Here is a 20,880-nt window from a genome sequence, read left to right as displayed (position 1 = left end):
ACTCTTGACTGACCTTATTTTTCAATAGCCCGATTTATTAGCCAAAATAGGTATCGCAAGAGAGTTTCAGGACTAACCTCCACCCAGACTCTCTTGGTGTCACCTTACACCCCCCATGGGGGGATTTCAACCAGGACCAGCTGGGCGGAGTGGCCTCTCCCCCCAGAGCGGCCTGCTGACCGATCTCCAGCCGAGGACCATCGCCAGGAGGAGCAATCCAGAACCAGTGAACACGTAAGGCGCGTGCACCTGCCAGATCAACAAGGCACCCCCTAACAGAGGACCCAGCACCTGACCCAGGCTGTTTGCAGCGTTCTGAATGCCCAGTGCCGCACCCATGTGGTGTTGTCCACCACCCTGAGAGATCAGGGCCGCGAGGTTCGGAGAGACAAAGGCCGTCCCGAGAGCGAGCAGGGCCACCAGGGTGATCACGGCAGGTGTTGACTGGACGGTCCCCAGCAGAAGCAGACTCAGCCCCATCAGGCCGAAACCCACCCCAACCTGGTAGATCTTGCGCACACGACCGGCCAGGAACCCCACCGCACCAACCTGAAAGATGGCCATCACCAGCCCGCACACCACGAAAATGACTCCAACCTCAGCGAGCCCGTACTCGAACCTTGTCTGGGCGTACAGGGCAAACGTCGCCTCAAACACCGCGAGTCCGAACTGGCCGGCAAGCGCCAGCCCGAGCAGGGGCCGGAGACCTCGCCAGTCCGTGCGGGTCTTGCTCCCGGGCGCTCGGCGCTGCTCGACGGGCAAAGATTCCGGCAGCCACCGAAGCGCCATGAACACGGTCATCAGGCCCAGCAGCGCCGCCACGAAGAATGGCACCGAAAAATTGTCAACTCTGATGTGGCCATACCGGGCATTGAAGTGCAGGTCCGTACGCGACAGAACTCCCGCAAGTGCCGGACCAACCACGAAACCGAGGCTGACTGAGGTACCCAACCAGGCCATCCCCCGCACCCGTTCCTTGTCACTGGTCAGGTCAGCCACATACGCCGCCGCCACCGGCAAAGTCGCCGAGGAGAGAATGCCGCCGAGGACGCGCGCTGCATAGAGCGTCCAGAGGGAAGTAGACAGACCGAACATGACCTGCGCAGCGATAAAACCAACGACCCCGATCAGGATGAGCGGCCGTCTGCCGACTCGGTCAGACCATCGTCCCCACACCGGCGCGAAGAGGAGCTGCATCAGCGCGTAGACACCGGTCAGTAACGTGACGTGCAAGACGATGATCTCACGCGAAACACCCGAGGCCAGCCCCAGCCGCTCAACGTAAAAGGGCAGCACCGGCATCGTAATGCCAAGTCCAATCATCACCACGAACACAGAGGTCAGGAGAACCAACAGGTGTTTGTTGATCATCTCAGGCCTTCGCAGCGTGCCGCGGGAACATCAAGGCCAGCCCAGCTCCCCAGAGGAGTGCGGGGATCAACAACAGCCACCTGAAATCGGACTTGAGACGGAAATTGGTCACGCTCATCGTCCCAACCGTGGACATACCAGTCAGTGCCAGGACGGGCCAGGTCCATTTCTCCTGTGGAGAAGCCTCCCTGGCCACCCAGAAGGTCAGGACCCCGGCACCGAACATGAACCCCCCCATCACCCTGAACACGCGTGGCAACCACCGGGCCAATCCAGGCATGGCCTCTTGAATCTGGTCTGGGCGAACGTCCATGTACCGGAGATCCTCTGGAAGCAGAGGAGGGCGCTTAAAAGCGAAATAGAGGCCCAGTCCACTCATCCACAGACCGCAAGTTGAGAAGATGAGCACAGCTGGATGACGCGATTGTGTTTCCATTTGATGTTCCTTCTTGAGGCGTGCTCAGGTCATTCGGCAGCAGCACGATACCGATGCCCACCAGCGCCCAAACCAGCAGCATCCCCAGGCCCCACCCATGTCATGGCCATTCCACATCGTTGGTTGCCTTCTGCTGTGGAATTCGATTCCGTATGGCTCGCGATCCCGTCCGGGCCACACTTCTTCAGCTCACTTGTGTTCAGGCAGCTCAGTCATCTCGCCTCCTGGCCAGCGCCAGTTCCTCACTTCCGGTAAGTCATCTCCGGTCTCCTGAACGTAGGCGCGGTGCTCATCGAGCTTGGCCAGAAGTTGCTGCCTGACTTCAGCGCCTACGTCGTTGAGGCGGGGCACGCGGTCAATGACCTCAATGGCGAGGTGGAAGCGGTCAAGATCGTTCAGCACGGTCATATCGAAGGGCGTGGTGGTCGTACCCTGCTCCTTGAAGCCTCGCACGTGGAGATTGGGGTGGCCGGCGCGGCGGTAGGTCAGGCGGTGGATCAGCCAGGGGTAGCCGTGATAGGCGAAGATGATCGGTGTATCGGTGGTGAAGAGCTGGTCGAAGGCGGCGTCGGACAAGCCATGGGGGTGCTCACGTTCCGGCTGTAGCGTCATCAGATCGACCACGTTCACCACTCGGATCCTCAAGTCGGGGAAGAAGCCGCGGAGCAAGCTCACCGCCGCCAGCGTCTCCAGGGTGGGCACGTCGCCTGCACAGGTCATCACCACGTCAGGCTGTTCTCCCGCACCAGTACTGACCCCCTCCGTGCCTGCCCAGGGCCAGATGCCCAGACCAGCCGCGCAGTGCTTTGCGGCCTCGTCCATACCCAGCCACTGCGGTGCGGGCTGCTTGCCGGCCACGATGACGTTCACGTAGTGGCAACTGCGCAGGCAGTGATCGGTCACCGACAGCAGCGTGTTGGCGTCTGGCGGCAGGTATACCCGCACCACTCCTGGATTCTTGTTCATCATCAGGTCGATGAAGCCTGGATCCTGGTGCGAGAAACCGTTGTGGTCCTGCCGCCAGACATGCGACGTGAGCAGGATGTTGAGCGAGGCCACCGGACGCCGCCAGGGAATGTCCCGGCTGGTGTCCAGCCATTTGGCATGCTGCCCCACCATCGAGTCCACGATGTGAATGAACGCCTCATAGCACGAGAACAGACCGTGGCGCCCGCTCAGGGTGTATCCCTCCAGCCAGCCCTCACAGAGATGCTCGCTCAGCACCTCCATCACCCGGCCCTCCGGTGAGAGGTGCTCATCAGTGGGAAGCAACGGCTCCATCCAGGTCTTCCCGCTGGCCGCGTACACCCCGTCCAGGCGGTTGGACGCGGTCTCGTCAGGGCCGAACAGCCGAAAGGTGGTTGTGTTCTGCTTCATGACATCGCGGAGGAAGGCACCCATCACGCGCGTCGCCTCGCCGTCCACCGAACCGGGTTGGAGAACGGCCACGGCGTACTCGCGGAAGGCTGGCAGGTTCAGGTCCTGCCTCAGCAAACCCCCGTTCGCCACTGGATTCATCCCCATGCGGCGCTCATCGCTGGGGGCCAGCGCTGCGAGTTCTGGACGCAACACCCCGGCCTTGTCGAACAGCTCCTCCGGGCGGTAGCTCTGCAACCAGTCTTCCAGCTGCCGAAGATGTTCTGGAGTGGTACTCAGGCCGGCAAGCGGCACCTGATGCGCCCGCCAGGTGCCTTCCACTGGCTTCCCGTCCACGACTTTTGGGCCGGTCCAGCCCTTGGGGCTGCGCAGCACGATCATCGGCCAGATTGGGCGTTCCTGCACGTCTTCTTCTCGTGCCCGCTGCTGAATGGCGGTGATGTCGGCGTGGACCTGTTCCAGCGTGCGGGCCATCAGCTCATGCATGGTGGCCGGGTCATCACCCTCGACGTAATACGGCGCGTGGCCGTAGCCGCGCAGCAGAGCGTCCAGCTCCTCGTGGCCCAGGCGGGCCAGCACGGTCGGGTTGGCGATCTTGTAGCCGTTCAGGTGGAGGATCGGCAGCACCGCTCCGTCCGTTTTTGGGTTCAGGAACTTGTTGCCGTGCCAGCTGCCCGCCAGCGGCCCCGTCTCGGCCTCGCCATCGCCGATGACACAGGCCACCAGTAGGTCCGGATGATCGAAGGCAGCGCCGTAGGCGTGGGACAGGCTGTAGCCCAGTTCGCCACCCTCATGGATGGACCCAGGGGTCTCCGGCGCCGCGTGGCTGGGAATGCCGCCGGGAAACGAGAACTGCCGGAAGAGGTTACGCAGCCCTTCTTCGCCCCTTCCAATGCCCGGATACAGCTCGCTGTAGCTGCCCTCCAGGTAGGTGTTGGCTACCAGGCCGGGGCCACCATGACCCGGGCCAGCAACGTACAGCACACTCAGGTCATGCTCGCGGATCAGCCGGTTGAGGTGCACGTAAATGAAGTTCAGTCCTGGCGTGGTGCCCCAGTGGCCCAGCAATCTCGGCTTGACATGGGCCAGGGTGAGCGGTTCGCGCAGCAGCGGGTTGGCCATCAGGTAGATCTGCCCCACGGACAGGTAATTGGCGGCCCGCCAGTACGCGTCCAGGTGCTGGAGTTCAGTCGGATTCAGGATGGACGTTGAGAGGGGGATTGCAATACTGGTCATACCAACCTCTTTTGACTTCAGATGCGAAGACGGTTCGTGGTCTGGCCAGGGGTGGTCTGTGACCTGAAACTCACCGTGGACATGAGTCTCTGCCCGGAGTGTTACGACACCGTTACCGCGTGTGGTCTGACTGGATCTTCCTGATTTGCTGGCGCCTTCAGGTTGCTCACAGCTTTAGGCGAAGGACTTCTGGAACTCTGGCCGAGGTGTCCAGCCCTTGACCGGCAGCCACAACGGAAAGGTGATTTCAACCGTTTACAGGAAGCCGATAGAAGTGAAAAAGCCTCTGAAGGACATGAAAGCCCTGCTGGACGACACCAGGCTGATCGGGTCCTCCCCATCCTGGACCATGTGCCTGACCGTGTGGCCCTGGCCGTCATCCTGGGCGAAGAAACGCAGAAAGGGATTCGACGGGTGGTCCCACAGCGCGATTCATCAGGGCGTCAGCGCGAAGGGTGAAGCAGGCGGGGTGCCCCTCAGCAGGCAATGACTCAGGACCTCTGACCTGCGCGCAGGCCACCCCATCCGTCATTGCGGTGCCTTCACCGTTTCAGGCCTCTGTAAAGGTTCCCTGAGAATCTTGTTGGTCAGAAGGTCATCTCCATGCTGCTCTGAACCCGGCCAATGGCCCTTACACTGGGCCCGTGCTGCTGCCCCCTGCTGATTCGACGCCGTTGAGGTTCCCTTCGTGAGCCTGAAAAGGCGCTCGCCCGCAGCCCATTCGGAACGGCCCCCCTTTAGACCCTCCCAGTGGTTCCTGGGGCTCCTGGTCACCCTGACCCTCGCTGCCGCGGCCGTGGCGGCCCCACGCCTCGGGATCCACGAGGGCTACTCCCGCCTGGTGTTCCCGCTGCCCGCCCCCACCACCGCAGCCTTGAAGGTGACCGGCCAGACGGCCACAGTCACTCTCGGGGCCGCACTGCCTTCCGAAAGCGGAGCCCTGACGCTCGTAGGCGTGAAAGCGTACGCCGTCCAGGGCCGCACTGTGCGCGTCACCCTGGCGCCCGGACACACCAAAGCCAAAGTTTCCGTGCTGCCCGCAGCCGGGGGCCAGCCCGCCCGCCTGGTCATCGACGTGCTCACCAGCACCGCAAATGTGCCGGCCAAGCCCACCACTACAGCAAAGGTCCCGGCCATCAAGCCCACAGTGGCCAAGCCGGCACCTGCCGCCGTGACCCGCCCGGCCAGCACCAGGCCCCTCAACCGGCCGCTCTTGGTGCTCGACCCAGGGCACGGGGGCAACGACTCCGGGATGGCCAGCCAGTGGGTGCGCGAAGAGGACGTCAACTTGGCCGTCGCCCTGCTGGTGCGCAAGAAACTGAGGGAGCACGGAGTCGACGTCATCATGACGCGCAGCACCGACCGCCACCTGAGCCTGAACAAGCAGGTGGACCTGGACATGCGCTCTCGCCTGGCCACCACCGGGACCGTGAGTGCCTTTGTCAGCATCCACACGAACGCTTCGGGACCAAACGCCCAGGGCATTGAGACGTTCTACTTCGGTCAGCCCATGGCCGGCCAGGGACGGAGCACCGCGGTCTTCGAGAACGGCGGCGGTCAGGCAGGTGAGGCTCTCACGCGGCGGATGACCAGCAGCGCCCAGGGCATGCTGGGGGACATCCTCGCGCAGGCCAAACTTTCGTTTTCCCGGCAGCTCGCCCAGCAGGTCCAGGCCAACCTGATCCGGGCCACTGGAGCTGTCAGCCGTGGCGTCCGGACCGACGCGTTCTACGTCATCCGCAACCCGACTACCCCCGCCATTTTGATTGAGCTCGGGTTCGGCACCCACCCAGTCGAAGGTCCGAAACTGGCTCAGCCGGCGTACCAGGAACGTATGGCGCAGGCCATCGCCCAGGCTTTGTTGACCTTTCTGAATCAAAAGTAGACCAGGCCATGGTCCCCGCTGACACGCCGGAATTCAGTCCGAGGTCCACGCCTGGCCTGGGCTTCAGGCCGCCATCACGCTGACCAGGCGGGCACAGGCAGCCTCACAACGCCGGCAGCTCTCAGCACAGACCGCGCAGTGCTTCATGTCCATGTCCCGACCATGCCGCTCACACTCGTCACCGCTGGCCTCGCAGGCGGCCATACATGCCTGCAGCTGGGCACGCAGCACGGTTTGATCCGGGTGGGTCAGGCGGGACACCACTTTTGCTGTGACCACATATACATCCGCGCAGTCGAGGTTCCGCCGGATGCAGCCCACCATGTGCGCCAGGTGTTCCTGCTCGCCCAGGCAGGCGTCAGCGCAGGCAGTACAAGCCTGCGCGCATTCCAGGCAGGCGGCGATGCACTCCGCCAGGGCCTGCGGATCAAAGGCCAGTTCCGGTTGTGGATGGGTTTGAAGCATGGCTTGGATCGTCTGGGTCATGTGGGCCTCCTTGAGATCACATCAGTCGCGAGGCGCGTCGCCTCTGCGCAGGCGACAGCAGCCGGGCGGGTCCCCACGCTGGTCTACCGGGCCCCTGACATCACTGTGGCGTCACCGTCCCCGGAGGCTTTCGAGGTTCCCTCAGGACCGTCTTGAGGAGAACGCCATGGGGTATCGGCGCTCCCCGCACGTCCGAAGGTCAGGACCTTTACACAACGGCAACACAGGGGTTCTACCCTGATGCGCGTGAAGTTCTCCAGAACTGTCCTGTCGTGGGCGCTGCTCAGCTCCGCTGCGACCGCCGCGCCTTACGCCCAGCAGACGAGCTACGGTCAGCCCGTGCCCCGCATTCAGGCAGCCCAGGCACAGTCGGGCCTTCCGGCTACCTGGTCCGCTCTCCCCCCCGTCCGGGCCGGTCGACTGGACGGTGACGTGGCCGAAGTGGCCCCTTTCAACGAACTGATTCCCAGTTGGAATGTCACGGGCCCAAGCTCAAGTGCGCTTCAGCTCGAAGTCCGGGTGCGTCGTCCGGACGGCCGCTGGAGCCGGTACTTCAGCTTCGGATCCTGGAGTGCCGCCGGCCCCCGCGCCAGCGCCCGCGTCACCCCCACGGCGGACGGCACGGTCAACACCGACACCCTGAGCCTGCCGTACCGCAGCACAGCCTTTCAGTACCGTGCCACCCTCAGCGCCGGCCTCCAGGCTCACTTGCTGTCGTTCAACACAGCCGACACGGCTCTGCGCCTGCGTGACCAGGGCAAAGCAGGACAGCCGTCTTCGTGGAACAACGTTCTCAAGGTGCCTGGACTGTCGCAGATGATCTACAAAGGTGGGGGTGAAGTCTGGTGCAGCCCCACCAGCGTCAGCATGCTGCTGGGCTTCTGGAACCGCCCGGTGCGGGTCCCCGACGCCGCCAAAGCCACGTACGACCGGACCTACGACGGCTACGGGAACTGGCCGTTCAACACCGCCTACGCCGGCTCTCAGGGCTTCCAGGCATTCGTCACCCGACTGGGCAGCCTGCGTGAAGCGGAAGCTTACCTCCAGCAGGGCCTGCCGCTCGCGGTGAGCGTGCGCTTCAACGCGGGAGAACTGCCCGGTGCCCCCCTCTCCTGGTCGAACGGCCACCTGATGGTGCTCACCGGCTTCGACGCGCAGGGTAACCCCGTTGTCAACGACCCAGCCGCTCAAAGCGACACTGGTGTAAAGCGCACCTACCCGCGGGCGGTCTTCGAACGGCTGTGGCTGAACCATGCAGGCGGCATGGCATACGTGATGGCGCCCCGCTCGTGAAAGGCGTGCTCCTGTGACGAAGCAGCCAGCAACTCGCCCGGTGCCCCCGGCGTCCAGTGGCCCTCGCCTCGGAGGACCGTGGCTTCCAGCTGCCCTTCTGATCCTGGGCCTCGTTGGCGGTGGACTCTGGTGGGGGCAAAGCATCCGTGCCCCTGCCCCCACGGTCCTGGAGGGAGACTTCCACGCCCTGCGGGTCCTGCCAGACGGCACCCTGCTGTACGGGCAACACGCGGGTGTGTCCATCAGCACCGACGAAGGCCGCACGTGGAGTGCACCCAATGGCGCCGGAGACGCCATGGCCCTGGCGGCCGCCCCAGCGGGTCCGGTGCTGGTGATGGCCGGCCATGACGTGCTCAAGGTCAGCCAGGATGGGGGGCAGAGCTGGCAGGCTCACCCCTTCGGCACGCTGCCCAGCACCGACATACACGGCTTCACGGTACTGCCGGACGCACCGGGCACCTGGTATGCCAACCTTGCCGGCGCCGGACTGTACCGGACCACGGACGGGCGGACGTGGCGGCCGGTCACGGCCGTAACGGGCAGTGCCATGGCCCTCGCGGCCGGGCCCTCGTCCCGACTCTATGCGCTGGGGGCGCAACTCTTGGTCTCTGATGATGCGGTCACCTGGCAGCAGGCACAGCACGCTCCCGCTGCGTCGGCCATCGACGTGCATCCCCTCACCGGCCACGTGTACCTCGCTGGATGGGCTGGCGTGTTCCGCTCGACGGACCAGGCCGCCACCTGGGAGAAACTGCCCTTCCCGGAAAGCGCGCGCCTGGTTGCGGTCAGCCCACAGAATGACCGTCAGCTGTACGCCGTGGGCGGCAGTGGGAAGGTGTACCGCTCGCAGGATGGAGGCGCCACCTGGGGCCCGTAGAGGAGGCGAGCGGGGCCCTGTATCTCCCAGTCTGGTGTTCGTGCCCTATCAGGCCGCTTTCAGGGTCGCTCCTTACCCTGACGCATGCCCCTGCTCCCCCTGTTCGCGTTGCTGACGGCTGCCCCCCAGACCCCGTCCACACCCCCAGCTGGGATGATCTGCCCAGGTGTCGCTCGTCCAGCCCTGGACCTCATCGTCAAGAATGAGCAGCGGCCAGGTGCTCAGACAGTTCAGCTGGCTGGACGCCTCTGACCAGTCCTGGCTCAGGATTACAAATAGCGGCACTCTCTACACTGTCACGATCAACCGCCGTTGGTACAAACCCCAGACCATACGGAACATCCAGGTAATCCACGACGAATGTGGTCCCTCGAAGCCCACGCGCATGGTGGCTCGGCTCCAACCGGTGCCAGGGGCACCCGTCATCCGGGAGTTTCACATCGTAGGCGTCAATTCCGACAACCTGATGGTCGTTGGGTACTGGCCACACTTCCAGCGCTACACCACGTTCCTGGATGCACCCAGTCACGTCAGCCGCGAGGTGCTCTGGACCAGCAGCCGCCCAGACGTCGCCACCATCGACCAGAGCGGCATGCTTCGCTCAGTCTGCGCCCGTGAACCCGGGCGCACCATCACCGCAACCCTGAAAGCTGCCCCGACGTTCACCTCCAGAACGGTCTTTGGGCGGGGTGGCGGCGGCATGGTCTGCAAACGCGGGCCGGTCGACCGCTAAGGGCAGGTCGCTGACCAGAGCGGCCTCATCCAGCTTCTCCTGGATGGGGATGCTGTGATTCAGGCGACAGAGAGACCAGGGATCCCGGCCCCTTCGCTCTGGGAACGCTTACACGACCTTTACACGGGCGTTCTACGCTGGGAACCCGACTCCGTTGTTTGATCCGCCCTTTCTTCTCTAAAAAGGAGTTTCCATGTGGTCCACAATCCGTTTCTCCCTGCTGATGGCCAGTCTCGGCAGTATGGCTTGTGCACAGGCCAGTGACTCCCCCCTCTCGATCGAACGGATGCGGGCACGTCCCTACCCGGGCAGCGCTCTGACCACCCGTCAGACGCTGGCGCCCGGCGCGAACTACCAGCGGCGCATCGTGTCGTACCAGTCCGATGGCCTGCGCATCAACGCCCTGCTGACCGTTCCCACCGGCACCCCTCCCAAAGGCGGCTGGCCGGCCATCGTGTTCAACCACGGGTACATCCCGCCCCAGCAGTACCGGACCACGGAACGCTACGTCGCGTACGTGGACGCCTTCGCGCGGGCCGGCTTCGTGGTCCTGAAGCCGGACTACCGTGGGCACGGCACCTCCCAGGGCAACCCTGCCGGTACGGCGTACTGGTCGCCGGAGTACACCACCGACGTGCTGAATGCCTTCTCGTCCCTGAAGACCCTTCCAGGCGTCAACAAGGCGCGCATGGGCATGTGGGGACACTCCATGGGCGGGCACATCATCCTGCGCGCCATGGTGATCAATCCCGACATCAAAGCCGGCGCGATCTGGGCAGGCGTGGTCGCCCCGTACGACATGCTCTTCAACGACCTGCCCCAGTGGGGGAGCGGCGCGTCGGCCAGCGATCCGCGAGCGCAGCTGCTCGCCAAACTCGGACGGCCGGAGGGCAACCCGAAGGCGTATCAGGCCATCTCCCCAAACGCGTTTCTGAGGGACCTGAGGGGTCGTCCCCTGCAACTTCACCACGCGACCGGCGATACACACGTGCCCTACAGTTTCTCGCAGGCGCTGGCCAAAGGCCTGAAGACCGCCGGGCAACCCCACACGCTGTACACCTACCAGAACGACAACCACGACCTCAGCCGGAACCTGGGCATCGCCCTTGAGCGCTCGATTGCGTTCTTCCGCAAGAACCTGTGACCCCGCCCCCTCAGGAGATCCACTCATGACCCCCCATGATTCACCGCGTCCAGCTTTGACCCTCCCCCATACCCGCCTGCTCCGCCGGGCCTGCCTGTTGGCCGCCCTGCTCAGCGGAGCTGCGGGGGCTTACACCGTCAAGGCGGGCGACACCCTGTACAGCCTGGCCCGGACCTCGGGCACCACTGTCGCCGAGCTGCTGCGTCTGAACGGCCTGACGAGCACCACCCTCGAAGTCGGCCAGACCCTCCGGCTGCCTGGGGAGGGGGTCACTGCGCCTCCACCGGCGCCCACCAGTGCACCAGCCTCACTGGCCGGCGTGACCGTGACCGCTCCAGCGACGCTCCGGATGGGGGACGCCCTCGTACTGCGCTTGAGCGGACCACGGGCTGGTGAGGCGCGCGTGCGCTTCCTCAGTGAGACTGGCGAAGATGTCCGGCAGCCGGGTGAGGTCCTGACCCCCGTCCAGGTTGGGAATGAATTCCTGGTCCTGGGGCGCGTGGTGCTGGGAAAAACGACGCCTCTGATGTTCGAAGTCCAGGTGGGTAATGAGCGCCTTCAGCGGAGTGTGCCGGTCAGCAGTCTGGGCCAGCGGATTCAGCGCCTGAACCTGCCTGCCAGCATCAGCCGCAAACTCGAGGACCCCGCCCGCGAAGCCGAAGATGCTGCAGTCGAACAGGCGTATACCCGGCGTACCGCTCCCGTATGGTCCAAGCCCTTCCAGGAGGCCGTCAAGATTAGAGCGCAGAGCAGCGCGTTCGGTCAGCCCCGCACGTATGTGGCGGGAGGACCCGTGGGTTACCACTTCGGTACGGACTACCCGGCCCCTGCAGGCACGATGGTGACGGCGGTGAACGATGGAACCGTGATCCTGGCAGGCATGTACCCGGTCCGTGGGGGCCTGGTGGTCATTGATCACGGGGCCGGGCTGACCAGCCTTTACTTCCATCAGCGCCGCGTGACCGTGCAGGTAGGGCAGAAAGTCACGCGCGGTCAGAAAGTTGGTGAGGTCGGCAGCACCGGTCTGAGTACTGGGGCGCACCTGCACCTGGAAATGCGGGTGCGGGGAGAGGGTACCGATCCGGCTGGCTGGATGAATCGCCTCTGGCCGAAGTAAGGACAAGGCGAACCGGGCCAGTCGCTTCAGACTGGCCCGGTGGCGGTTGGCGCTCAGGTGTACTTGAGGGCTTCCATCAGTTCCTCAACGATCTCGACGCTGTCCCCACGGGTGGAGGCGGTCGCGACATGCGCTTCCAGGTGGCCACGGAGAACAACCTCGCCGGCGCCGCTCAGGGCGCCCTGCACAGCCTTGAGCTGCCGCAGCACGTCTACACAGTACGCGTCGTCCTTTTCCAGCATGGCCACGATGCTGTCCAGGTGGCCACGGGCGATTTTGAGGCGACGGGCGGCCCGGTAGCGGGCATCTTCGGGCATACACAGGTGACCGGCGGCCGGCGTGTGGCAGGCTGCGGCCGTTTTGTCCTTCGTGGCCGTCACGTTACTGACGAACCTGGGCGCCGTAGCCTTCCTCGGTCACGGCCGCGATCAGCGCTTGGGCATCGACGTTGCCTTCCACGGCGGCGGAGCCACCTTTCAGGTCCACGCGGACGTCCTCAACGCCGGGCACGTCTTTCAGGGCGTTCTTCACGGCGGTTTCGCAGTGTCCGCAGGTCATTCCACTCACGATCAGTTCAGTCGTCATGCCTACAGGGTAGACCCTACTAGGGGGGATGTCAAGAAGGAATTTAGGCGAATGTCCCAGTGTGCCGCTAATAGACTTGCTCATCAAATCGAATTGAGGTAGCCTTTCCTCATACCCCCATAGGGGGATAGGAGAGGCAATGACTAAAACAGTGGAACTGGGCGTGCAGGGCATGACCTGCGCCAGCTGTGTCGGGCGGGTGGAGAGAGGCCTGAAGAAGGTAGAGGGCGTGGAAAGCGCGACCGTCAACCTGGCCACCGAACGGGCAACGGTATCTTTCGACCCAACCCTCACCAACCCGCAGGCCCTGATGGAAAAGGTCAAGGCTGTCGGCTATGAACCTGTTGTCGGGAGTCTTGAACTGGGCGTGCAGGGGATGACCTGCGCCAACTGCGTCGGCCGGGTCGAACGCGCCTTGAAGAAAGTGGATGGCGTTCTGGACGCCAACGTGAACCTGGCTACAGAGCGCGCCAGCATCCAGTACCTCCCAGCCAGCGTCAGTCCTGGACAGCTCAAAGCGGCGGTCAGGGCAGCCGGGTACGAGATCCTTGAAAGCGAAGCAGGGAAAGACCGCACCGACCAGGAACGCGAAGCACGGGAGCGCGAGGTGCAGGGTCTGCGCCGCGCGGTGACCTTCAGCGCGGTCTTCGCCATCCCCCTGCTGCTGATCGCCATGGTGCCAATGCTGTACATGCCCGTCCATATGTGGCTGACAGGCTACGTCAGCATGGAGACGCTGAACTGGATCATGCTGGCGCTCGCTGCGCCCGTCCAGTTCGGCCCTGGGCTGCGCTTCTACCGCCTGGGCTGGAAAAGCCTGGTTCACCGCTCACCCGACATGAACAGCCTGGTGATGATCGGCACTTCCGCCGCCTTCTTCTACAGCCTGGTCGCGACGGTCGCTCCGGGCCTGTTCCCCGAAGGCACGGCCCACGTGTACTACGAGGCCAGCGCGGTGGTCATCACCCTGATCCTGCTCGGCAAGTACTTCGAGGCCATCGCCAAGGGCCGCTCCAGCGAAGCGATGAAGAAGCTGCTCTCGCTGCAAGCCAAAACGGCCAGGGTCGTGCGCAATGGTCACGAGGTCGAGGTGGCCACCGACGAAGTGCTCATCGGTGATCTGATCGCGGTTCGCCCTGGCGAGAAAATCCCCGTAGACGGCGAAGTCATGGCCGGTAACAGCTTCGTCGACGAGAGCATGATCACCGGCGAGCCCGTGCCCGTAAACAAACAGGCCGGTGCCGGTGTGGTGGGCGGCACCATCAACCAGAACGGAGCCTTCACCTTCAAAGCCACCAAGGTCGGGGCGGACACGGCCCTCGCTCAGATCATCAAGCTCGTCGAAACAGCACAGGGCAGCAAACCACCCATCCAGGGCCTCGCCGATAAGGTCGTGAGCGTCTTCGTCCCCGTTGTCCTGGGCATTGCCGCCCTGACCTTCGTGCTGTGGATGATCTTCGGGGGGCAGACCGCCCTGAGCTTCGCGCTGGTCAACATGGTGGCCGTGCTGATCATCGCCTGCCCCTGCGCGATGGGCCTGGCGACCCCAACCAGCATCATGGTCGGCACCGGCAAGGCGGCCGAGCTTGGCGTGCTGTTCCGCAACGGCGGCGCCCTCGAAGGCCTGCAAGGCGTGAAGGTTGTGGCGGTCGACAAAACCGGCACCTTGACCAAAGGCAAGCCTGAACTCACCGATCTGGTGACCACGGCCGGCTTTGACCGTACGCAGGTCCTCAGTCTCGTCGCGGCGGCTGAAGGGCAGAGTGAACACCCCATCGCACAGGCCATCGTGGAGGCCGCGAAGCGTGAAGGCTGGGCAGTCCCCGCCCCGGAGCACTTCGAAGCTGTGCCTGGCTTCGGCCTGGAAGCGCGGGTGAACGGACATCTCGTCCAAGTCGGCGCGGACCGCTACATGACCCGGCTGGGGCTGGACACCGCCGCCTTCACAGCGCAGGCCCACCAGCTCGGTGATCAGGGCAAGTCGCCACTCTACGCCGCCGTCGACGGCCAGCTGGCGGCCATCATCGCCGTGGCCGATCCCATCAAGGACGGCAGCTTGGAAGCGGTCCGTGCCCTGCATCAGCAAGGCCTGAAGGTCGCGATGGTCACGGGGGACAACCAGCGAACCGCTCACGCGATCGCCCGGCAGCTGGGGATCGACGAGGTGCTGGCTGAAGTCCTGCCCAGCGGCAAGAGTGACGCCGTGAAGGCCTTGCAGGCGAAAGGACAGAAGGTCGCTTTTGTGGGGGACGGCATCAATGACGCGCCCGCGCTGGCCCAGGCAGACGTTGGTCTGGCCATCGGGACGGGGACGGATGTGGCCGTGGAAACCGCCGACGTCATCCTGATGAGCGGTGATCTGCGCGGCGTACCCAATGCCTACGCCCTGTCCCGGGCGACGCTGCGCAACATCCGCCTGAACCTGTTCTGGGCCTTCGCCTACAACATCATCCTGATTCCCGTTGCCGCTGGCGTCCTGTACCCGGCCTTCGGCTGGCTGCTCAGCCCGGTGCTGGCCGCCGCGGCCATGGGCTTTTCGAGTGTCTTCGTGCTGACCAACGCCCTTCGCCTGCGCGGCTTCCGCCCGCCCGTGCGGCCTGACCCTGTGCCGGCCCAGGCCGCTGCGTCTTCACCACTCCACGCCTGAACCTGGTGCGCTGCGGGTGCTGAGCGCCCGCGGCTTTTTCTGAAAGGATTTCTCTGATGAGCAAACTCACTGTTGGCCCCTGGATTGCCGCTCAAAAACTCCCCAGCCGCGATGTGGCCCGCGACCGCCACGCCTTCTTGGCACGTGTCAGGACCCGTGAAGAAACCCAGAGCGTGGCCGGATTCCCTCTGGTGGGCCTGGGCGGAAGCTGCGGCAAACCCTGCTTCGCCCTGCCGTACCTGTTGACCTGGACAGATCAGAACACCCAGCAGCTCGAAGAGCTCGCGGAGCGCTACGGCTGTTACGTGGAATACGGGGTGTACCCCCACCTCAAGCTCCACGAGAACGATCAGGAAGTGGGGGCGGTCCAGGACTGGACAACCTTTGCCATGGTGTATCTGAGGCCCGGCTACGAACGGGCCGAGGAGCTGCTTGTCGATCTGGCCGACACCCTCAAGCCGGCGTAAGACACATGAAGCGGCCGACAGGCTGGCCATGAACTGAAAGAAGGGCGGCCCGGGACCTCAGTAGGTCCCGGGCCGCTGTGTGTTTGCTCAGCGGGGTGGATCAGAGGCCGCGTTTCATCAGCCACACTCGGAAGTCGTGCGCTTCAGAGGCCTGCGCGCGCACGATGTCCCGGGCCAGCGTGAGGACAGTGGCGTTACTGCTCTTCTCCAGGGCCATGGTGGCCATGTCAATGGCGGACGTGTGATGCGGAATCATGCCCTGCACGAAGGCCACGTCCGGGTTTTTGGCCTTTTTGACCATATCGGCCATGCCACCCATGCTTTTTTTCATCATGTTGGCCATGCCAAGGTCACTGCCACCGTAGCTTTTGAGCAGCGTGTTCATCTGGCTGATTTCCTTGTTCTGGGCTTTGATGATCTCGTTCGCCCAGCGCTTGACTGTGGCGTCCTTACTCACTGGCAGCACTGCCCGGGACATCTCCACCGCCGTCTGGTGGTGGGGGATCATCATGCTGAGGAATGCCTGGTCGAACGCCTTGCCTTTGAGCTTCTCCAGGCTGCTCATGTCCATCTTCATCGTCATGCCACTACTGGAGGACATCCCAGGCATGGTGCTGTGATCCATGCCTGCCATTCCTTGGGCCAGGCCTGCGGTACTCAGGCCAAACAACGCTGTCATCACAAGATTACGTTTCATGGCCTGACGATATTGCTCCCCTGTAAAGCTCGTGTAAAGGGCAATGGCGAAGGGCGTCAAGGCCTTTACGGGTGCTGAGTGACGGGAACTGAGCAGGGTGGCACCCGAAGTCTGTCTCTCCTGCGGAGGCACCTTGAATCCAGTTCTCCTGAACGGCGGCTTCGCTCTCCTCTGATCCAGGATGCTGATCACGCTGGGCAGCAAAGAAGGACGTGGTGCTGAGCAAGGTGCAGGAGTTCGAGTCGGTGCCGGGACAGGGGGTGCCCGGACAGCTGACAGGCAGGAGCGTCCTGATCGGCAACCGCAAGCTGATGGCCAGGGAGAAGGTGCCGCTCGGTTCTCTGGTGCGGGTAGCCGAGACCTTGGCGGCAGACGGCAAGAGCTCCATGGTCGTCGTCGCAGATGGTCAGCTCGTCAGCCTCGTCGCGGTGTCGGACCGGGTGCGCCTTTCGGTAAAGGTGGCCGTGAAGGCCCTGCATCACCTGGGCATTCAGACCGTGATGTTGACGGACAACACTCGGCGCATGGCTGAGGCCGTGGCCCGCGAACTGGGCCTGGAGCCAGTGATGGCTGACGTATTGCTGGAAGAGACCTCAGGGCTGATCAAGCTGTTGCAGGTCCAGGGCCGCGTTGTGGCCATCCTCTGTGACGGCGTCAACGATGTTCCTGCGCCGGTACAGGCAGATGTGGGCCTTGCCGTGCGTGGGGGAGGTGGCGGTAGTGACGGCAGACGTGGTCCTGGTCCGTCGCGATCCGGCCAGTGTCGTGAGGCCGTGACGCTGGCGTGGCGGGTGCGCGACAAGATCAAACACAACCTGTTCTGGGCGGCTGGGGACACCCTACCGGCCATTCCCTTCGCGGCCGGAGCTTTGTTTGTTTTGCCGGGCATCCTGCTGCGCCCGGAGCGAGCCGGCCTGCTGATGAGCGACAGGACGGTCAGTGTGAGCCTGAACGCGCCGTCGCTGAACCGCTTGCAGGGCCTCCGGCGCACACCCGTTCAGCCTGCGCCGTCTTGAGACAGCATTGAGGGAACCGGGCACTTTACACGGGCTTAACACCCCGCTGCTTACGCTGTTGAGCGAACGGTTCGTGAACAGCCCACTTCGTGCCCATTCTCCCGGAGGTTTTTCCATGACCCAGAACGCCAGCTCGGCCGTGACCCGTATGCTGCAGACGCATCCCCAGATTGGCCAGTCGCCCTTTGACATGAATGCCCTAACCGAATGCATCGAGGCCTGTTTCGAGTGTGCTCAGGTCTGCACCTCCTGCGCCGACGCCTGCCTGGGCGAGACCGAACACGCTGGGCACCTGACCCACTGCATCCGCCTCAACCTGGACTGCGCCGACATCTGCACCACCACCGGACGCGTTCTCGTGCGTCAGACCCAGCCTGACATGGGCGTGATCCGTGCCCAGCTCCAGGCCTGCCTGGCGGCCTGCAAGGCTTGCGGCGACGAATGCCAGCAGCATGCCGAAAAAATGGACATGAAGCACTGCGCGGTCTGCGCCGAGTCGTGCCGCCGCTGTGAGCAGGCGTGCCAGAAGATGCTCGGCGGCCTGAGCGCCTGACCGCCTGAGCAGGTTAGCGCCGTCTGCCACAGGGTGCACGTGGGCAGGCGGTTTTTCCTGTCAAGGAGTCAACGATGAACGAATCCATGAACCGCCAGGGAGCATCCCAGGGCTCAGGCGAAAAACCGATGGGGAAAATGGGCAGCCCCTATGGCCGCTTTGCGGCCATGATCGTCACGTCTACCATCGTGATGTACGGGTTGATGTACCTGAACACCTACCGGCTCGAACATGTGTTCTTCAGCCAGACGCGGGTATGGATGGCGATCTACATGGGCGCGACGATGGCCGTGATCATGCTCGGGTACATGCTGAACATGTACAAGAACACCCGGGTCAATCTAGGCATCCTGCTCGGCAGCGTCGCCGTGTTTGCCGGGGCGCTGTGGCTGCTCCGGTCACAGGCCACGGTGGACGACGTGGCGTATATGAAGGCCATGATCCCGCACCACTCAATCGCCATCCTGACCAGCAACCGCGCCCAGATCAAGGACCCCCGCGTGCGTGAACTGGCTGACGAAATCATCGAAGCCCAGGTCCGCGAGATCGCCGAGATGAAGGCATTGATCGCTGACTTGGAAAGCAAGGACTAGAAATGGAGCCTGGCGGCCCTCAGTGAGGATGGGCCACCAGCAGTTTCAAGGTGAAGACGCTGCCCTGCGAAGACGAACTCACCGTCAGGCTGCCACCCATGCGGGTGGCCAGTCCACGGGCGATGGTCAGGCCCACGCCGCTTCCGTCCCCCCGGGTGCGCGCAGGGTCAACGCGGTAAAAGCGCTCGAAGATGCGCTCCAGATGTTCAGCGGGGATGCCGCTGCCGGTATCGGCCACCGTGAACACCACGTCGCCGTCCCGGTGTTCGGCCCCCAGTGTCACCTGACCTCCACGTGGCGTGTGCCGCAGGGCGTTGCCTAGTAGGTTGGCGAGAATCTGCGAGGCCCGCTCGAAGTCCGCCGTGACCTGCGGGAGCTCGCCACATTCCACCCGCACCAGCGCCACGCTGCGCTCCTCGTACGCACCCACAAAGCGTTCGAAGGCATCTGCGATCAGGGTGTCAGGAGCGAAGTCGCTGGGATGCAATTCCACCGCGCCCGCCTCCACCCGTGAGACCACGCTCAGGTCCTGCGCCAGCCGTTCCATCGCTGCCGTCTCGCGCAGGATGGCCCCGGAGACTGCCTCCGGGGTCATGACGCCGTCTTTCATGGCCTCGGCGTATCCGCGCAGGGCCGACAGGGGCGTCCGCAATTCGTGCGCCACGTTGGAGATCAGTTCCACCCGGCCCTGTTCCACCTGCTGGAGCGCCGCGGCCATGCGGTTGAAATGCCGGGCCACGTCGGTCAGCTCGTCCTGACCTTCTTCCGGCAACCTTCGCTCGTAGTTGCCCGTGGCGATGGCGTGGCTGCCGTCGCGCAGGAGTTCCACCGACCGCACCACCCGCCGCGCCGAGTACAGCGCGGTCAGGGCCGCCACCACCAGCGCCAAAGGCAAGGAAACCAGCAGCGCCGCGTTCAGGGTGCGCCGCACGCCGCGCTCCAGATCCGGGCGCAGGGACGCGCCGTCCGGGCCGATCAGCGTGATCATCTGCTCGACGTGATGACGGATAAAGGCAGAAGCCAGCACCTCGCTGATCAGCAGCACCGCCCCCAGCGCGATGCAGATCACCAGCAGGTGAGACAGGAACAGCCGGGGGTAGAGTTTCAGCCGCCCTCACCCCCCTCCGCAGCCTCCATGAAGCGGTAGCCCACCCCGCGCACGGTCTCGATAAACCGCGGAGCTTCAGCGTCGTCGCCCAGCTTGCGGCGCAGGCCCGTGACATGCACGTCCACCACCCGCGCGGTGCTGGGAAAGTCATGGCCCCAGACCCGCTCCAGCAGCCGTTCCCGGCTCCAGACCAGCCCGGGATGCTGCGCGAAGGTGCTGAGCAGGTCATATTCCAGTTTGGAGAGGTCCAGGCTCTGGCCCGCCAGTGTGGCGCGGCGGGTTCGCAGGTCCAGCTCCAGCTCGCCGCTGCGAATTTCATGGTGGACACCCGCGCGGCGTAAGAGCGCGCGGACACGGGCCACCACCTCGCGTGGGCTGAACGGCTTGACCACGTAATCGTCCACGCCCAGATCGAGGCTGCGCAGCTTGTCCTCCTCCTCCCCGCGCGCGGTCAGCATCAACAGGGGCAGCTCAAGCCCCGCCGTGCGCGCCTCGCGGGCCAGGTCCAGGCCACTGACCTCTGGCAACATCCAGTCCAGGATCGCCAGATCGACGCGTGGCAGCAACTCTCTGGCCTGATGACCACCGGCCGCTTGCAAAACCTCGTACCCCTCGCCGCTCAGGTAGGCGTGCAGGATTTCGAGGATGGCCGGATCGTCATCGACGATCAGAACGCGGGCCATGCCCGCCTTCCGCCCAGCCCTGGGATCACAACCCTCATTTGATCAGCCACTGACGGTAAGGGTACATCGCGTTGGCCTGGGTCGGGATGATGTTGCGGGCCAGACCCAGAACGCGCCCTTCGCCGCTCTTGTGCAGCGCCAGGCTGGCCCTGTCGATGGCGCTGGCGTGATGCGGCAATGCCTTCCACCAGTCCATGGTCGCTGTTCTTGCTGGCTTTCAGGGCGGCCACCATGTTTTTCATTTCAGCGTTCATTCCTGTTTGCGCGCCCCTGTCCACGCCGCCGAGGGTCTTTAACCAGGTGTTCATCCGGCCGATTCCCTGTTGCTGCGCGCCAATGATGTCCGCAGTCCGTCTTTTGACCCGGGGGTCCCTGACGTTGTTCAGGACGGTCTTGCTCATGTCTCCTGCGCCCTGATGGTGAACGATCATCATGGAGAGGAAGGCGCAGTCGAACGCTTTACCTTTCAGGGTTTCCAGGCTGCCGTTCATGGTGGTGGCGTGCTTCATGCCGGGCATGGTCATCTGGGCGTGGCCAGGGGCGTGAGGCTCAGGATCAGCAGCAGTGCGCTCTGTT

Annotated in this window: 21 protein-coding genes and 1 pseudogene; 12 read left to right on the top strand and 10 right to left on the bottom strand. The window is 64.1% G+C overall.

Annotated elements, in window-relative coordinates; translation table 11 throughout:
• Positions 1-126: 126 nt before the first annotated feature.
• The 3 genes from HNQ08_RS24745 to HNQ08_RS24740 all read right to left on the bottom strand — a co-directional run bounded on the left by HNQ08_RS24745 (position 127) and on the right by HNQ08_RS24740 (position 4,420).
• Positions 127-1,371, bottom strand: a complete 1,245-nt coding sequence (locus tag HNQ08_RS24745) for an MFS transporter (RefSeq protein ID WP_184137905.1) — start codon at positions 1,369-1,371, stop codon at positions 127-129.
• Between the two features lies 1 nt (position 1,372).
• Positions 1,373-1,684, bottom strand: a complete 312-nt coding sequence (locus tag HNQ08_RS27205; RefSeq protein WP_221284472.1) for a hypothetical protein — start codon at positions 1,682-1,684, stop codon at positions 1,373-1,375.
• A 312-nt stretch (positions 1,685-1,996) separates the two neighbouring features.
• Positions 1,997-4,420 (bottom strand): phosphoketolase family protein, encoded by a 2,424-nt coding sequence (locus HNQ08_RS24740; protein WP_184137904.1) that lies wholly within the window; start codon positions 4,418-4,420, stop codon positions 1,997-1,999.
• A 217-nt stretch (positions 4,421-4,637) separates the two neighbouring features.
• On the opposite strand from HNQ08_RS24740, the gene HNQ08_RS24735 reads away from it, so the two are divergent.
• The gene (locus HNQ08_RS24735) at positions 4,638-4,910 is read left to right on the top strand and encodes a hypothetical protein (RefSeq protein ID WP_184137903.1); all 273 of its coding nucleotides are present in this window, start codon (positions 4,638-4,640) and stop codon (positions 4,908-4,910) included.
• Between the two features lie 198 nt (positions 4,911-5,108).
• Positions 5,109-6,305 (top strand): N-acetylmuramoyl-L-alanine amidase family protein, encoded by a 1,197-nt coding sequence (locus HNQ08_RS24730; protein ID WP_229790261.1) that lies wholly within the window; start codon positions 5,109-5,111, stop codon positions 6,303-6,305.
• 63 nt (positions 6,306-6,368) lie between these two features.
• Here the strand turns inward: HNQ08_RS24730 and HNQ08_RS24725 are convergent, their stop codons facing one another.
• Positions 6,369-6,791, bottom strand: coding sequence for a four-helix bundle copper-binding protein (locus HNQ08_RS24725; RefSeq protein WP_184137902.1), 423 nt, complete (start codon positions 6,789-6,791; stop codon positions 6,369-6,371).
• 240 nt (positions 6,792-7,031) lie between these two features.
• On the opposite strand from HNQ08_RS24725, the gene HNQ08_RS24720 reads away from it, so the two are divergent.
• The 5 genes from HNQ08_RS24720 to HNQ08_RS24700 all read left to right on the top strand — a co-directional run bounded on the left by HNQ08_RS24720 (position 7,032) and on the right by HNQ08_RS24700 (position 11,955).
• A complete protein-coding gene (locus HNQ08_RS24720; RefSeq protein WP_184137901.1) occupies positions 7,032-8,084 on the top strand; it encodes a peptidase C39 family protein in 1,053 nt (350 codons plus the stop codon).
• 13 nt (positions 8,085-8,097) lie between these two features.
• On the top strand, positions 8,098-8,961 hold the full coding sequence (locus HNQ08_RS24715; protein ID WP_229790262.1) for a WD40/YVTN/BNR-like repeat-containing protein: 864 nt from the start codon (positions 8,098-8,100) through the stop codon (positions 8,959-8,961).
• 406 nt (positions 8,962-9,367) lie between these two features.
• Positions 9,368-9,694, top strand: a complete 327-nt coding sequence (locus HNQ08_RS24710) for an Ig-like domain-containing protein (protein ID WP_184137900.1) — start codon at positions 9,368-9,370, stop codon at positions 9,692-9,694.
• Positions 9,695-9,887: 193 nt separating this feature from the next.
• Positions 9,888-10,838 (top strand): alpha/beta hydrolase family protein, encoded by a 951-nt coding sequence (locus HNQ08_RS24705; protein ID WP_184137899.1) that lies wholly within the window; start codon positions 9,888-9,890, stop codon positions 10,836-10,838.
• A 25-nt stretch (positions 10,839-10,863) separates the two neighbouring features.
• Positions 10,864-11,955 (top strand): peptidoglycan DD-metalloendopeptidase family protein, encoded by a 1,092-nt coding sequence (locus HNQ08_RS24700; protein WP_184137898.1) that lies wholly within the window; start codon positions 10,864-10,866, stop codon positions 11,953-11,955.
• 53 nt (positions 11,956-12,008) lie between these two features.
• Here HNQ08_RS24700 and HNQ08_RS24695 read toward each other — a convergent pair whose 3' ends face one another.
• Both HNQ08_RS24695 and HNQ08_RS24690 read right to left on the bottom strand, forming a co-directional pair.
• Positions 12,009-12,272, bottom strand: coding sequence for a metal-sensitive transcriptional regulator (locus HNQ08_RS24695; RefSeq protein ID WP_179164928.1), 264 nt, complete (start codon positions 12,270-12,272; stop codon positions 12,009-12,011).
• A gap of 64 nt (positions 12,273-12,336) precedes the next feature.
• Positions 12,337-12,540 (bottom strand): CopZ family metallochaperone, encoded by a 204-nt coding sequence (locus HNQ08_RS24690; RefSeq protein ID WP_179164929.1) that lies wholly within the window; start codon positions 12,538-12,540, stop codon positions 12,337-12,339.
• A 139-nt stretch (positions 12,541-12,679) separates the two neighbouring features.
• Between HNQ08_RS24690 and HNQ08_RS24685 the strand changes: the two genes are divergently transcribed.
• Both HNQ08_RS24685 and HNQ08_RS24680 read left to right on the top strand, forming a co-directional pair.
• The gene (locus HNQ08_RS24685) at positions 12,680-15,187 is read left to right on the top strand and encodes a heavy metal translocating P-type ATPase (RefSeq protein ID WP_184137897.1); all 2,508 of its coding nucleotides are present in this window, start codon (positions 12,680-12,682) and stop codon (positions 15,185-15,187) included.
• Positions 15,188-15,243: 56 nt separating this feature from the next.
• Positions 15,244-15,654 carry a hypothetical protein gene (locus HNQ08_RS24680; protein WP_179164931.1) on the top strand — a complete coding sequence of 137 codons (411 nt, stop codon included), beginning with the start codon at positions 15,244-15,246 and terminating at the stop codon, positions 15,652-15,654.
• Positions 15,655-15,754: 100 nt separating this feature from the next.
• On the opposite strand, the gene HNQ08_RS24675 is transcribed toward HNQ08_RS24680, so the two are convergent.
• On the bottom strand, positions 15,755-16,543 hold the full coding sequence (locus tag HNQ08_RS24675; protein ID WP_229790263.1) for a DUF305 domain-containing protein: 789 nt from the start codon (positions 16,541-16,543) through the stop codon (positions 15,755-15,757).
• A 20-nt stretch (positions 16,544-16,563) separates the two neighbouring features.
• On the opposite strand from HNQ08_RS24675, the gene HNQ08_RS24670 reads away from it, so the two are divergent.
• The 3 genes from HNQ08_RS24670 to HNQ08_RS24660 all read left to right on the top strand — a co-directional run bounded on the left by HNQ08_RS24670 (position 16,564) and on the right by HNQ08_RS24660 (position 18,513).
• Positions 16,564-17,367 (top strand): HAD-IC family P-type ATPase, encoded by an 804-nt coding sequence (locus tag HNQ08_RS24670; RefSeq protein ID WP_184137896.1) that lies wholly within the window; start codon positions 16,564-16,566, stop codon positions 17,365-17,367.
• Between the two features lie 115 nt (positions 17,368-17,482).
• Complete coding sequence (locus tag HNQ08_RS24665; protein WP_184137895.1) at positions 17,483-17,920, top strand: four-helix bundle copper-binding protein; 438 nt, start codon at positions 17,483-17,485, stop codon at positions 17,918-17,920.
• A 74-nt stretch (positions 17,921-17,994) separates the two neighbouring features.
• Complete coding sequence (locus tag HNQ08_RS24660) at positions 17,995-18,513, top strand: DUF305 domain-containing protein (protein ID WP_221284470.1); 519 nt, start codon at positions 17,995-17,997, stop codon at positions 18,511-18,513.
• A 19-nt stretch (positions 18,514-18,532) separates the two neighbouring features.
• Here HNQ08_RS24660 and HNQ08_RS24655 read toward each other — a convergent pair whose 3' ends face one another.
• From HNQ08_RS24655 to HNQ08_RS24645, 3 genes and pseudogenes are all read right to left on the bottom strand, one after another.
• Positions 18,533-19,621: a sensor histidine kinase gene (locus tag HNQ08_RS24655; protein WP_184137911.1), complete on the bottom strand. Its 1,089-nt coding sequence runs from the start codon at positions 19,619-19,621 to the stop codon at positions 18,533-18,535.
• On the bottom strand, positions 19,618-20,304 hold the full coding sequence (locus tag HNQ08_RS24650) for a winged helix-turn-helix domain-containing protein (RefSeq protein ID WP_184137894.1): 687 nt from the start codon (positions 20,302-20,304) through the stop codon (positions 19,618-19,620). The genes HNQ08_RS24655 and HNQ08_RS24650 overlap by 4 nt, the downstream gene beginning before the upstream one ends.
• Positions 20,289-20,846 (bottom strand): annotated as a pseudogene (locus HNQ08_RS24645) (DUF305 domain-containing protein); the annotation flags it as partial. The pseudogene HNQ08_RS24645 and the gene HNQ08_RS24650, both read right to left, overlap by 16 nt.
• Positions 20,847-20,880: the final 34 nt, after the last annotated feature.

Source organism: Deinococcus humi, assembly GCF_014201875.1.
In the GTDB taxonomy this organism is placed as follows: Bacteria; Deinococcota; Deinococci; order Deinococcales; family Deinococcaceae; genus Deinococcus; species Deinococcus humi.
Note: the sequence above shows the minus strand (reverse complement) of the source record. Positions and strands in the feature narration are given on the sequence as shown.